Genomic DNA, 11,153 nt, shown 5'->3' on the forward strand with positions numbered 1-11,153 from the left:
CGTCAGCGGTTATGGATTCCCGCCTGCGCGGGAATGACGACCACCCCCGGTTGCCGCCGAATGTCTATCGGTCCCGGTTCGCTGCGGCCACGAAACGAAACCGTGCAATCGACGTTGGATCGGCTACGATGATAAAGGTGGCCAGCTACAACATGCGCAAGGCGATCGGCACCGATCGCCGCCGGATGCCGGAACGCACGCTGGAGGTGCTGCGCGAGATCGACGCGGACATCATCGCGTTGCAGGAATGCGACCGGCGGCTGGGCGAGCGGGCCGGTGTCATCCCGCTCAACATGCTCGACGAGCATAGTCCATGGGCTGCGGTGCCGGTGGCGATGCGGGCGCAGTCGATGGGGTGGCACGGCAATGCGCTGCTGGTGCGGAAAGGTGCGATCATCGCCGAGCCGCACCGGATCGAGATTCCGGCGCTGGAGCCGCGCGGCGCGGTGCGCGCCGATGTGACGACCGGCGGCGTGACGATCCGGGTGGTCGGCATGCACCTCGACCTGTCCGGGCTGTGGCGGCGCAAACAGGCGAACGCGATCCTGCGCGAGCTGGACGGATGCGCGCCGCATCTGCCCTGCGTGCTGATGGGCGACCTGAACGAATGGACGCCGCAGTCCGGCTGCCTGCGCGACTTCGCGCGCGACCATCGCTTCGCCGATACCGGTCCCAGCTTTCATGCCAGACGGCCGATCGGGCGGCTCGACCGGATCATGGTGTCGCCGGCGCTGCGCATCGTCGAGGCGGGGGTCCACCATAGCGCGGCGGCACGCAAGGCGTCGGACCATCTGCCGATCTGGGCGGTGCTGGACGCTTCGTGAGCGCCGACCGCCCGCCGCAGGAACGCGAACTGCGCCTCGCGCTGATCTGCTACGGCGGGATAAGCCTCGCGGTCTACATGCACGGGCTGGTCAAGGAAATCTGGCACATCGCCCGCGCCAGCCGCGCGGCGCAGGACGGTGCCGAGCCGCTGACCGGCAGCGCCGGCGTGTATCAGGACATGCTCGCCGATCTGGCGGCGCGGACCGGCATCCGGCTGCGCGTGCTGGTCGACATCGTCGCCGGGGCGAGTGCCGGCGGGATCAACGGCGTGTTTCTGGCGCAGGCGATCGCCACCGGCCAGTCGCTCGACCCGCTGACCGCGCTGTGGCTCGACAAGGCAGACATCGAGGCGCTAATCGATCCGGTGCAGGCGCCCGCCAGCGCGCTGTCGCGGCCATGGGCGCGGCCGATCGCGTGGATGGCGCTGGGCCGCGAGGGCGAGGAGGTGTCGAGCGTCGACCGGGCCGCACGCGACGAACTGCGTGCCAAGCTCGACCATTTCTTTCGCGCGCGCTGGTTCGAGCCGCCGTTCGGCGGGCGGGTGATGGTCGACATGCTGCTCGATGCCTTTGCCGCGATGGCGGCCGCTCCGGCAGGGCCGAGGCTGTTGCCCGATGGCCAGCCGCTCGACCTGTTCGTCACCGTGACCGACTTCACCGGCCACCCCGAACTGCTGCGGCTCAATTCGCCGGCCGAGGTGGTCGAGACCGAACATCGGCTGGTGATCGGTTTCAGCGACCATGCCGGCGGAACCCTCGCCGATACCGCCGAACTGGTGTTCGCGGCGCGGGCGACGTCGAGCTTTCCCGGTGCCTTTCCGCCGTTCCGGGTCGGCGAGCTGGACGCCGCGCTTGCCGAGCGGGATATGGCGTGGGACGGACGCGAGGCGTTCCTGCGGCGCGTGCTGCCGCGCCAGTCGGCGGTCGGCATGGCGGAGGCGGCGACGCTGATCGACGGATCGGTGCTGGCCAATGCCCCGTTCCAGCCGGCGATCGATGCGCTGCGCAACCGCCCGGCCAAGCGGCAGATCGACCGGCGCTTCGTCTATCTCGACCCGGCACCGGGGCATAAATTCGGCCTCGCCCCGGCGAGCGAAGGGCCGCCGGGGTTTCTTCAGACGATATTGGGCGCATTGTCCGAACTACCGCGCAAGCAGCCGATCCGCGACAATCTGGATGCGATCCAGCGGCGCTCGGAACAGATCGAGCGGATGCTGGCGATCGTCGAGCAGGTGCGCGGACCGGTGGAGGAACAGGTCGAGGCACTGTTCGGCTATACGCTCTTCCTCGACTGGCCGACGCCGGCGCGACTGGCGGGATGGCGCGCCAAGGCGCAGGTGCGTGCCGCGCAACAGGCCGGGATCGGCCATGCCGCCTATGGCCTGCTCAAGATCGGGCAGTTGCTCGACCGGCTGGCGGCGCAGGCCGGGGCGATCGCTGGCGATGCCTCGCCCGAATGGGTGCGGCGGACGCGGGCGCGCTTCGCCGGTGCGGTGCGGGCGGCGGGGGCGGATCGCTTCGGCCCGGAGGGTGCGAGCGACGCGACGATCGATTTCCTGCGCAGCCACGACCTGCCGTTCCGCATCCGCCGGCTGCGGTTGCTGGTGCGCACGTTGACGACGATGGAGGGTGCCCATGGCAGCGCGCCGCTGGCGGCGGTGCGGGAAGCGGTGTTCGCGAGCCTCGCCCCCTATCTGGCGTGCGAGCGGGCCGACCGGTTCGCCGGGCTGAAACCGCTGGCAGGCGATGCGCGGGCCGATCCGGCGGAAGTGCTGGCGGCGATGGGCGACGCGATGGACCTGCCGACGCTGGATGCCGATACCGATGCCCGGCTGTCGGCGGCATTGTCTGCGATGCCGCGCGAGATCCGGCGGCCGCTGCTGCTCGCCTATCTGGGCTTTCCGTTCTTCGACGTGGCCACATTGCCGCTGCTGGGGGGCGAGGGGCTGGACGAGTTCGATCCGGTGCGGGTCGACCGGATCGCGCCCGACGACGCCCCTTCGATCCGGGGTGGCGGGGCGGAGGCCACGTTGAAGGGCATCCGCTTCCATAATTTTGGGGCGTTTTTCAGCCGGTCGTACCGCGAGAACGACTATCTGTGGGGGCGGCTGCATGGCGCCGAGCGGATGATCGACATCGCGCTGTCGACGCTGCCGGGCGAGGTGCATCTGCCGCCGGGTTATGTCGCGACGCTGAAACGCCGCGCGTTCGTGGCGATCCTCGACGAAGAGGAACCACGGCTGGCGGCGATCGGCGACCTGTTCGCCGAGCTGCGCGCCGAAATCGGCTGACACCGCCACTATTGGAAAAACCGTGCGGGCGGGCGTAAGGAAAGGACGATACCCCGGCGACACGAGAGGCAAGGCCCCATGCAGTTCCTGAAAACCCTGTTCTGGGCGTTGCTGGTGGGGGTGATCGTCGCCTTTGCGCTTAACAACATGACGATGGTTCCCCTGAAGCTGTGGGGGACGTTGTATGCCGATGTGAACCTGCCGCTGTTGCTGCTCGTCACGTTCCTCGCGGGGTTCCTGCCGACGTTCGTCGCGCTGCGACTGACGCGATGGCGGATGCGCCAGCGGCTGTTCGCCGCCGACCGGACGGTGCCGCTGGCCAAGCCGGTCGAGCCGCAGCCGGTGACGGGAGTGGTCGCATGAGCCGCTCGCCGATCTATGTCGCGATCGACACCCCCGATCTGGAACGGGCCAAGGCGCTGGCGCACAAGGTCCGGGGCCATGTCGGCGGGTTGAAGCTGGGACTGGAGTTCTTCATGGCCAATGGCCGGGCGGGGGTGCGGACGATGGCCGACCTTGGCCTGCCGATCTTCCTCGACCTGAAATTCCACGATATTCCCAATACCGTCGCCAAGGCGATCCAGGCGCTGGGGCCGCTCGATCCGGCGATCCTGACCGTCCATGCCAGCGGCGGGCGGGCGATGCTGGAGGATGCCAAGGCCGCCGCGCCGGTCGGCACGAAGGTGGTGGCGGTGACGATGCTCACCAGCCTCGACGGGCACGACCTGTCGTCGATCGGCCTCGCCCCCGACCCGCACGCGCAGGTGGTGCGGCTGACCGAACTGGCGAAGAGCGCCGGGATCGACGGGGTGGTGTGTTCGGGTGCCGAGGTCGCGGCGGCCAAGAAGGTGTGGCCGCAAGGGTTCTTCGTGGTGCCCGGCGTCCGTCCGGCGAACGCCGGTGTCGGCGACCAGAAGCGGGTGGTGACACCACGCGCCGCGCTGGACGCCGGGGCATCGGTGCTGGTGATCGGCCGACCGATCACGCAGGCCGAGGACCCGGATCAGGCGGCGAGAGCGATCGAGGCAACGCTGTAACGCGCCGGAAACGCGCCGGGCAAGGTCGAGCGAAGCTCGACCCGAGCCGCACAAGGCGCGTTCGGCCGGCGGCGCGGGGAGCGCCGACCGACGCCATGGGCTTTGCCCATGGCGGGTGGAAGATGACGAAGTTTACACGCAACGCCCTCCCACACGGCCGGGCCATTGTAGCAAATTATTGCAATATAATCCTTTTGTCCGATCGACATATCAATTTCCGGCGCCGAAGTTTGCACATCGCGCATTCGCGAGCGGCAGCAAGCACCAGTTAGCACTGAGGCGCGACTCGGCCGTTTATTCCGCCGTCATGGCATCGATCGGTCCGTGCGGGACGGCCCGGCGGGTCGCCATAGCCGCCGCCGGTGCGCGGCGTGGACGATCGCGGCAGTGGTAGCATGGCCGTGACGACAGGCGCGGATCGCCTGCGCCACGCGCTTGCCGTGGAGGGCGAGCGGCAGGCCGAGCAGCGCGGCGGGAAGCGCGACGAGCGTCGCCGTCGCACCGTAGCCCACGACCGCGACGGTGCCGGCGATGGCCAGCAACACGACGCCGGCGGCCCGCCAGCGCAGGTTGCGGCGGCTCATTGGATGGCATCGGCATGGCGGTCGGCGATCACCCCCCGCCCCGCCGCCATACCGCAGGCGGGCACGGCGCGGCACAGCAGGATGTCGGCGGGTGCCTCGGCCTCTTCGCCGAGCGCGGTCGCCACGTCGGTTGCGTCGAACGCCACGCCGATCGCCGGATCGTGCAGCGCGGCCGCCGCGCGTCGCGCCCGGCCGAGGCAGGCCGGCGAGCGATCGAGGCCGCGCCCCTCGATCGCGGTGAAGCCGAGGCTGCGGGCATGGGCAAGCGCGGCGATCAGCAGCGTGCCGCAACCGCAATCGGTGTCGACGATGCGGACGGCATGGCGGCGGCGGCCGCGCAACGCCGCAAGAGTTGCGGCAACATCTGCCCAGCGCGGGTCGGACCGGGCGCGCTCACGCGGCACGGGGCAGCGCCCGGACATCGGCCGCGACCGGGCCGAACGGGATCACCGGGACCAGCGGCATCGTCGCCAGCCGCACGCTGGCATGGTACATCTGGCGCTCGGCCTCGGCGAAGCGGAGCGCGGCGGTGAGCGACACAAAACGCCCTTCGAGCAGGCGGGCGGCGTCCTGTACCAGCCAGTGGCCGGCGACATCCTGACCGACATAGAGCACGACGGGGTCGGCGGGGTCCGGTTGGGGGGTAGGCGACATGATCGGGAAACCTTCGGTGGCGCGGGCGTGCATGTGCCCGCCCCGATCAGCTACGCCCCGCGCCATAGCGATTCGAGATCGATTCCGGGAAAGTGCGTAGTGGCGGCATAGAGTTCGCGGGTGGCGGGTGGTGGCGGATCGGCGGTCTCCGGTTGTGTGGCGCCTCCCTCCCTGACAAGGGAGGGATCGGGGGCGGATCGGCGAGGCTGTGTCGGCTCCTGCCCCGTACCCCCGGTCCCTCGCCTGTCGGGGAGAGGAGAGGATGTGGGGCCGTACCTCGCGGGGCGGGGTTGTTTTCTCTTGTGTGGTGAGCGACCGATGACCCGTTTCAAGATTTGCGGCCTGTCGACGCCCGAGACGCTGGCGGCGGCGCTGTCCGCCGGGGCGAGCCATGTCGGCTTCGTGTTCTTTCCCCCCTCCCCCCGGCATCTGGGGTTCGACAAGGCGGCGGGGCTGGCGACGCAGGTGCCGGGCGGAGTCGCGAAGGTGGGCGTGTTCGTCGATCCCGACGATGCGCTCCTCGACGCGGCGGTGACGGCGGGGCGGCTCGACGCGATCCAGTTGCACAAGACCGCGCCGACGCGGATCGCGGCGATCCGGGCGCGGTTCGGGCGCGAGACATGGGGGACGGTGGCGGTCAAGACGCGCGCCGATCTGGACGGGGCGCGAGCGCTCGGCGGCGCGGCGGACCGCGTGCTATACGACGCCAAGACGCCCGAGGGTGCGGCATTGCCCGGCGGCATGGGGGTGCGGTTCGATTGGACGCTGCTCGCCGGCTTCGCGCATCCGCTGCCATGGGCGTTGTCGGGCGGGCTGGACGCGGGCAATGTCGCGCAGGCCGTGCAGGTGACGCGCGCGCCGCTGGTCGATGTGTCGTCGGGCGTGGAAAGCGCGCCCGGCGTGAAGGATATTCAGCGGATCGTGGCGTTCGGACGGGCGGTGGTGGACGCCTAAGGCGGATCGACGTTCAGCGATCCGCGAGGCTTTCGGGCGCGATCCGTCACCCCGGAACAGGTCCGGGGCGACGTTTGCGAGTAGAATGGACTGAACTCTCGAAACGGGCGCTTCCGCGCGTGTCCCGGTCAGTCCCTGATCCCCTCGACAGCGGGCACGGGCGGGCGTAACGGACGGCCCATGAACGCCCCCAACAGCTATCGCGCCCAGCCCGACGACCGCGGGCATTTCGGCGACTTCGGCGGCCGCTATGTCGCGGAAACGCTGATGCCGCTGATCCTCGACCTCGATCGCGAATATACGGCGGCCAAGGCCGACCCGGCGTTCGCGGCGCAGTTCGACGATCTGATGACGCATTATGTCGGGCGGCCCAGCCCGCTGTATCATGCCGAGCGGTTGTCGGAGACGCTGCGCGCGTCGGCGGAACCGGGCATGGGGGCGCAGGTGTGGTTCAAGCGCGACGAGCTGAACCATACCGGCGCGCACAAGATCAACAACTGCATCGGGCAGATCCTGCTCGCGATCCGCATGGGCAAGACGCGGATCATCGCCGAGACGGGTGCTGGCCAGCATGGCGTGGCGACCGCCGCCGTCTGTGCGCGATTCGGCCTGCCCTGCGTCATCTACATGGGTGCCAAGGACGTCGAGCGGCAGCAGCCCAACGTGTTCCGCATGAAACTGCTGGGTGCGGAAGTCCGTCCGGTGACGAGCGGCGCGGCCACGTTGTCCGATGCGATGAACGAAGGCCTGCGCGACTGGGTCGCGAACGTCCACGACACCTTCTACATCATCGGCACGGCGGCGGGGCCGCATCCCTACCCGGAGATGGTGCGCGATTTCCAGAGCATCATCGGCCGCGAGGCGCGCGCGCAGATGCTGGAGCGCACCGGGCGTCTGCCCGACCTGCTGGTCGCGGCGATCGGTGGCGGGTCGAACGCAATCGGGCTGTTCCATCCGTTCCTCGACGATGCGGGCGTCGCGATGCTGGGCGTCGAGGCGGCGGGCCACGGGCTGGACAAGGATCATGCCGCGTCGCTGGCGGGCGGCTTCCCCGGCATCCTGCACGGCAACAAGACCTATCTGTTGCAGGACGAGGACGGGCAGATCGCCGAGGGGCATTCGATCTCGGCGGGACTGGACTATCCGGGGATCGGGCCGGAACATGCGTGGCTGCGCGACATCGGCCGGGTGGAATATGACAGCGCGACCGATGTCGACGCGCTCGACGCGTTCCAGATGCTGTGCCGGAGCGAAGGGATTATCCCCGCGCTGGAGCCGGCGCACGCGATCGCGGCGGTGGCGCGGCGGGCGAGGACCATGCGTAGCGACCAGATCATCCTGGCGAACCTGTGCGGGCGGGGGGACAAGGATATTTTCACCGTGGCAAGCGCGCTGGGAGTAGAAATCTAAAGCTCTCTCCCCTTCAGGGGAGAGGGTTGGGAGAGGGGCAGTGCGCGACGCTTTGTTGATTGAACGGGCGAAAGACGCTCGCAAGGCCCCTACCCCTGCGGAGCAGAAGCTGTGGTTCGCGTTGCGCGCCGAGCGGCTCGCTGATGTGAAGTTTCGGCGGCAGAAAGGTGATCGGGGCGTATATTGCCGACTTTGCGGCGAACGCGCCGAAGCTCGTAATCGAACTCGACGGGCATCTGCATGGCGGAACGGCTGCGTATGACGAAGCTCGGACCGCGTATTTGACCGCGCAAGGCTATCGGGTAGTGCGGTTCACTAACTCTGACGTGATGTTTAATCTGGAAGGCGTGTTGCGCTTGTTGGACGGTTTCTTGACCCACCCCCTCTCCCAACCCTCTCCCCTGAAGGGGAGAGGGCTTTGACCCGGCTTGCTTCGGCGTTTTCGCAAGGGCGCGCAGCGTTGGTGTGTTTCGTCACCGCCGGCGATCCGACGTCCGACGCGACGCCCGCCATCCTCGACGCACTGGTCGCGGGCGGGGCGGATGTGATCGAACTGGGCATGCCGTTCACCGATCCGATGGCCGACGGGCCGGCGATCCAGTCGGCGAATATCCGCAGCCTGAACGCGGGAACGCGGACCGCCGATGTGCTGCGGATCGCGGGCGAGTTCCGCGTGCGCCACCCCGACGTCCCGCTGGTGTTGATGGGCTATGCCAATCCGATGGTGCGGCGCGGGGCGGACTGGTTCGCGCAGGCTTGCGCCGCCGCCGGCGTCGACGGGGTGATCTGCGTCGACATTCCCCCCGAGGAGGACGACAGCCTTGGCGTGCAATTGCGCGCCCATGGCATCGCCGCGATCCGGCTGGCAACGCCAACCACCGATGCCGCGCGGCTGCCCGCCGTGCTGGAGGGGGCCGGCGGGTTCCTCTATTACGTCTCGGTCGCCGGGATCACCGGCAAGCAACAGGCGGTGCAGGCGTCGATCGACGATGCGGTCGCGCGGTTGAAGGCGGCGACCACCCTGCCGATCGCGGTCGGCTTCGGCGTGCGCACGCCTGAACAGGCGGCGAGCATCGCGCGCGTGGCGGACGGGGTCGTCGTCGGATCGGCGATCGTCGAGATCGTCGCCGCGCACGGGGCCGATGCCGCTAAGCCGGTGCGCGCCTATATCGAAACGCTTGCCAGCGCGGTGCGCCACGCGGCAAAGGACCCGGCATGAGCTGGCTGAACCGCGTCCGCAACGCCCTCCCCTTCGTCGCGCGCAAGGAAACGCCCGACCATCTCTGGCACAAGTGCAAGGGGTGCGGGCAGATGATCTTCACCCGCGAATGGGAAGAGAATCTGCACGTCTGTCCGAAGTGCGACCATCATGGCCGCATCGGGCCGAAGGAGCGGTTCGGACAGTTGTTCGATGACGGCAGCGTCCAGATATTGCCCAATCCCAAGGTCGCCGAGGACCCGCTGAAGTTCCGCGACAGCAAACGCTATGTTGACCGGCTCAAGACCGCGCGGACCGACACCGGCGAGCAGGATGCGTTCCAGAACGCCTATGGCACGATCCAGGGACATGGCGCGGTGATCGGGGTCCAGAACTTCGCGTTCATGGGCGGATCGATGGGGCAGTTCGTCGGTGAGGCGTTCATCGCCGGCGTCGAGGCGGCGATCGCGCGCGGCGTGCCCTATGTGGTGTTCACCGCCAGCGGCGGCGCACGGATGCAGGAGGGTATCCTCAGCCTGATGCAGATGCCGCGCACCACGGTGGCGATCGAGATGCTGCACGATGCGGGCCTGCCCTATCTGGTGGTGCTGACCGATCCAACGTCGGGGGGCGTGATGGCCGCCTATGCGATGCTGGGCGACGTGCAGATCGCCGAGCCGAAGGCGACGCTGGCGTTCACCGGGCGGCGGGTGATCGAAAGCACGATCCGCGAGAAGCTGCCCGACGATTTCCAGACCAGCGAATATTATCGCGACCATGGGCTGATCGACCGGGTGACACATCGCCGCGACCTGCCCGGCGAACTTGCGCAGTTGATCGAGTTTCTGGGACAGAAGGCGGCGGCCTGAGCCGGGCATGCCCGATTTCGCGATTTCGGCCGACCCGGCGGTGCAGGCGCAACTCGACCGGTTGACCCTGTTGTCGCCGGGCGCCGATGTGCTGGGGCTCGATCGGATCACGCGGCTGCTGGCGCGGCTGGGCGATCCGCATCTGGCGCTGCCGCCGGTGTTCCATGTCGCGGGGACCAACGGCAAGGGATCGACCTGTGCCTATCTGCGCGCCGCATTCGAGGCGGCGGGGCTGCGCGCCCATGTCTATGCCAGCCCGCATCTGGTGCGGTTCAACGAGCGTATCCGGTTGGGCGGCACGCTGATCGACGATGGCGCATTGGCGGCGCTGCTGGCGCAAGTGCTGGACGTGGCCGACGGGATCGGGGCGAGCTTCTTCGAGATCACGACGGCGGCGGCGTTCCTCGCCTTTGCGCGGACGCCGGCGGAGGCGTGCGTGATCGAGGTGGGTCTGGGCGGACGGCTGGATGCGACCAATGTGCTGCCGGCACCGGCGGTGTGCGGCATCGCGGCGCTAGGGATCGATCACGAGGCGTTTCTGGGGAACTCGCTGATCGGCATCGCGGGCGAGAAGGCGGGGATCGCCAAGCCGGACGTGCCGTTGGTGGTGCAGCGCTATGCGCCCGAGGTGATGGCGCGGGTGCACGCGGTGGCGGGTGCGGCTGGGGCGACGCTGGTCGCTCGCGATGAGGACTGGCGGGCGGACGACGGTTTCTACACCGATGATCGGGGGGAACTGACGCTGCCGGTGCCGGCGATGGCGGGGGCGCATCAGCGCGACAATCTGGCGCTCGCCGCAGCGATGCTGCGGCATCAGACGGCGGTCGACGTGCCCGATGCGGCGATCGTCGCGGCGGCAGGGGCGGCGCGCTGGCCGGCGCGGATGCAGCGGTTGCGCGAGCGCGGGCCGCTGACCGGACGGGTCGTGTCCCGGCACGGCGTGTGGCTCGACGGGGCGCACAATGAATCGGCGGCGATCGAGGTGGCTGGGTGGTGGCCGCGGATAGCGCAGGGTGAGCGGTCGGCACTGGTGCTGGGGATGCTTGCCAACAAGGATGCGCGCAGCGTGCTGGGCCATCTGGCGCAGGTGGTCGATCATGTGGTGGCGGTGCCGGTTCCGGGGCATGCGTGTCATGCGCCGGAGGCGTTGGCGGCGATGGCGCGGGCGTTGGGGGTGCATGCCGAAGTGGCGGGCGATCCGGCTTCGGCGCTCGACCGGGTGGCGCTGCAGGGGTCGGAGGCGGTGTTGATCGCGGGGTCGTTGTATCTGGCTGGCACCGTGCTGGCGGCGAATGATGAGGTGCCAGCTTAGGAAGAAGGTTTTGTTCGCGC

General features: G+C 69.1%; 14 protein-coding genes. 11 read left to right on the forward strand and 3 right to left on the reverse strand.

Annotation, left to right across the window (positions count from 1 at the left end):
* Window positions 1-128: 128 nt before the first annotated feature.
* The 4 genes from ASE78_RS11360 (at window position 129) to pyrF (ending at window position 4,152) form a co-directional block, all read left to right on the forward strand.
* Window positions 129-824, forward strand: coding sequence for an endonuclease/exonuclease/phosphatase family protein (locus ASE78_RS11360; RefSeq protein WP_056497143.1), 696 nt, complete (start codon window positions 129-131; stop codon window positions 822-824).
* Window positions 821-3,115, forward strand: a complete 2,295-nt coding sequence (locus ASE78_RS11365) for a patatin-like protein (RefSeq protein ID WP_056497147.1) — start codon at window positions 821-823, stop codon at window positions 3,113-3,115. The genes ASE78_RS11360 and ASE78_RS11365 overlap by 4 nt, the downstream gene beginning before the upstream one ends.
* Before the next feature lie 78 nt (window positions 3,116-3,193).
* On the forward strand, window positions 3,194-3,478 hold the full coding sequence (locus tag ASE78_RS11370) for a lipopolysaccharide assembly protein LapA domain-containing protein (protein ID WP_056497150.1): 285 nt from the start codon (window positions 3,194-3,196) through the stop codon (window positions 3,476-3,478).
* Window positions 3,475-4,152, forward strand: a complete 678-nt coding sequence (gene pyrF / locus ASE78_RS11375; RefSeq protein ID WP_056497152.1) for an orotidine-5'-phosphate decarboxylase — start codon at window positions 3,475-3,477, stop codon at window positions 4,150-4,152. The genes ASE78_RS11370 and pyrF overlap by 4 nt, the downstream gene beginning before the upstream one ends.
* Before the next feature lie 305 nt (window positions 4,153-4,457).
* On the opposite strand, the gene ASE78_RS11380 is transcribed toward pyrF, so the two are convergent.
* From ASE78_RS11380 to ASE78_RS11390, 3 genes are read right to left on the reverse strand one after another with little or no spacing between them, the layout of a single operon-like run.
* Window positions 4,458-4,736 carry a hypothetical protein gene (locus tag ASE78_RS11380; protein WP_055755479.1) on the reverse strand — a complete coding sequence of 93 codons (279 nt, stop codon included), beginning with the start codon at window positions 4,734-4,736 and terminating at the stop codon, window positions 4,458-4,460.
* Complete coding sequence (locus ASE78_RS11385; protein ID WP_235515029.1) at window positions 4,733-5,140, reverse strand: SAM-dependent methyltransferase; 408 nt, start codon at window positions 5,138-5,140, stop codon at window positions 4,733-4,735. The genes ASE78_RS11380 and ASE78_RS11385 overlap by 4 nt, the downstream gene beginning before the upstream one ends.
* Window positions 5,130-5,390, reverse strand: a complete 261-nt coding sequence (locus ASE78_RS11390) for a hypothetical protein (RefSeq protein WP_056497310.1) — start codon at window positions 5,388-5,390, stop codon at window positions 5,130-5,132. The genes ASE78_RS11385 and ASE78_RS11390 overlap by 11 nt, the downstream gene beginning before the upstream one ends.
* A gap of 318 nt (window positions 5,391-5,708) precedes the next feature.
* On the opposite strand from ASE78_RS11390, the gene ASE78_RS11395 reads away from it, so the two are divergent.
* From ASE78_RS11395 to ASE78_RS11420, 7 genes are all read left to right on the forward strand, one after another.
* Window positions 5,709-6,344, forward strand: coding sequence for a phosphoribosylanthranilate isomerase (locus ASE78_RS11395; RefSeq protein ID WP_056497158.1), 636 nt, complete (start codon window positions 5,709-5,711; stop codon window positions 6,342-6,344).
* Window positions 6,345-6,524: 180 nt separating this feature from the next.
* Window positions 6,525-7,754, forward strand: a complete 1,230-nt coding sequence (gene trpB, locus ASE78_RS11400; RefSeq protein WP_056497161.1) for a tryptophan synthase subunit beta — start codon at window positions 6,525-6,527, stop codon at window positions 7,752-7,754.
* Window positions 7,755-7,794: 40 nt separating this feature from the next.
* A complete protein-coding gene (locus tag ASE78_RS19780) occupies window positions 7,795-8,016 on the forward strand; it encodes a DUF559 domain-containing protein (protein ID WP_268795713.1) in 222 nt (73 codons plus the stop codon).
* Window positions 7,922-8,176: an endonuclease domain-containing protein gene (locus ASE78_RS11405; RefSeq protein ID WP_230768909.1), complete on the forward strand. Its 255-nt coding sequence runs from the start codon at window positions 7,922-7,924 to the stop codon at window positions 8,174-8,176. The genes ASE78_RS19780 and ASE78_RS11405 overlap by 95 nt, the downstream gene beginning before the upstream one ends.
* Complete coding sequence (gene trpA / locus ASE78_RS11410; protein WP_056497313.1) at window positions 8,173-8,973, forward strand: tryptophan synthase subunit alpha; 801 nt, start codon at window positions 8,173-8,175, stop codon at window positions 8,971-8,973. The genes ASE78_RS11405 and trpA overlap by 4 nt, the downstream gene beginning before the upstream one ends.
* Entirely contained in the window at window positions 8,970-9,821 is an 852-nt protein-coding gene (accD, locus tag ASE78_RS11415) for an acetyl-CoA carboxylase, carboxyltransferase subunit beta (protein ID WP_056497164.1), read from the forward strand. The genes trpA and accD overlap by 4 nt, the downstream gene beginning before the upstream one ends.
* A 7-nt stretch (window positions 9,822-9,828) precedes the next feature.
* Complete coding sequence (locus ASE78_RS11420; protein ID WP_056497166.1) at window positions 9,829-11,133, forward strand: bifunctional folylpolyglutamate synthase/dihydrofolate synthase; 1,305 nt, start codon at window positions 9,829-9,831, stop codon at window positions 11,131-11,133.
* Window positions 11,134-11,153: the final 20 nt, after the last annotated feature.

Source organism: Sphingomonas sp. Leaf25, from assembly GCF_001421635.1.
Classification (GTDB): domain Bacteria; phylum Pseudomonadota; class Alphaproteobacteria; order Sphingomonadales; family Sphingomonadaceae; genus Sphingomonas.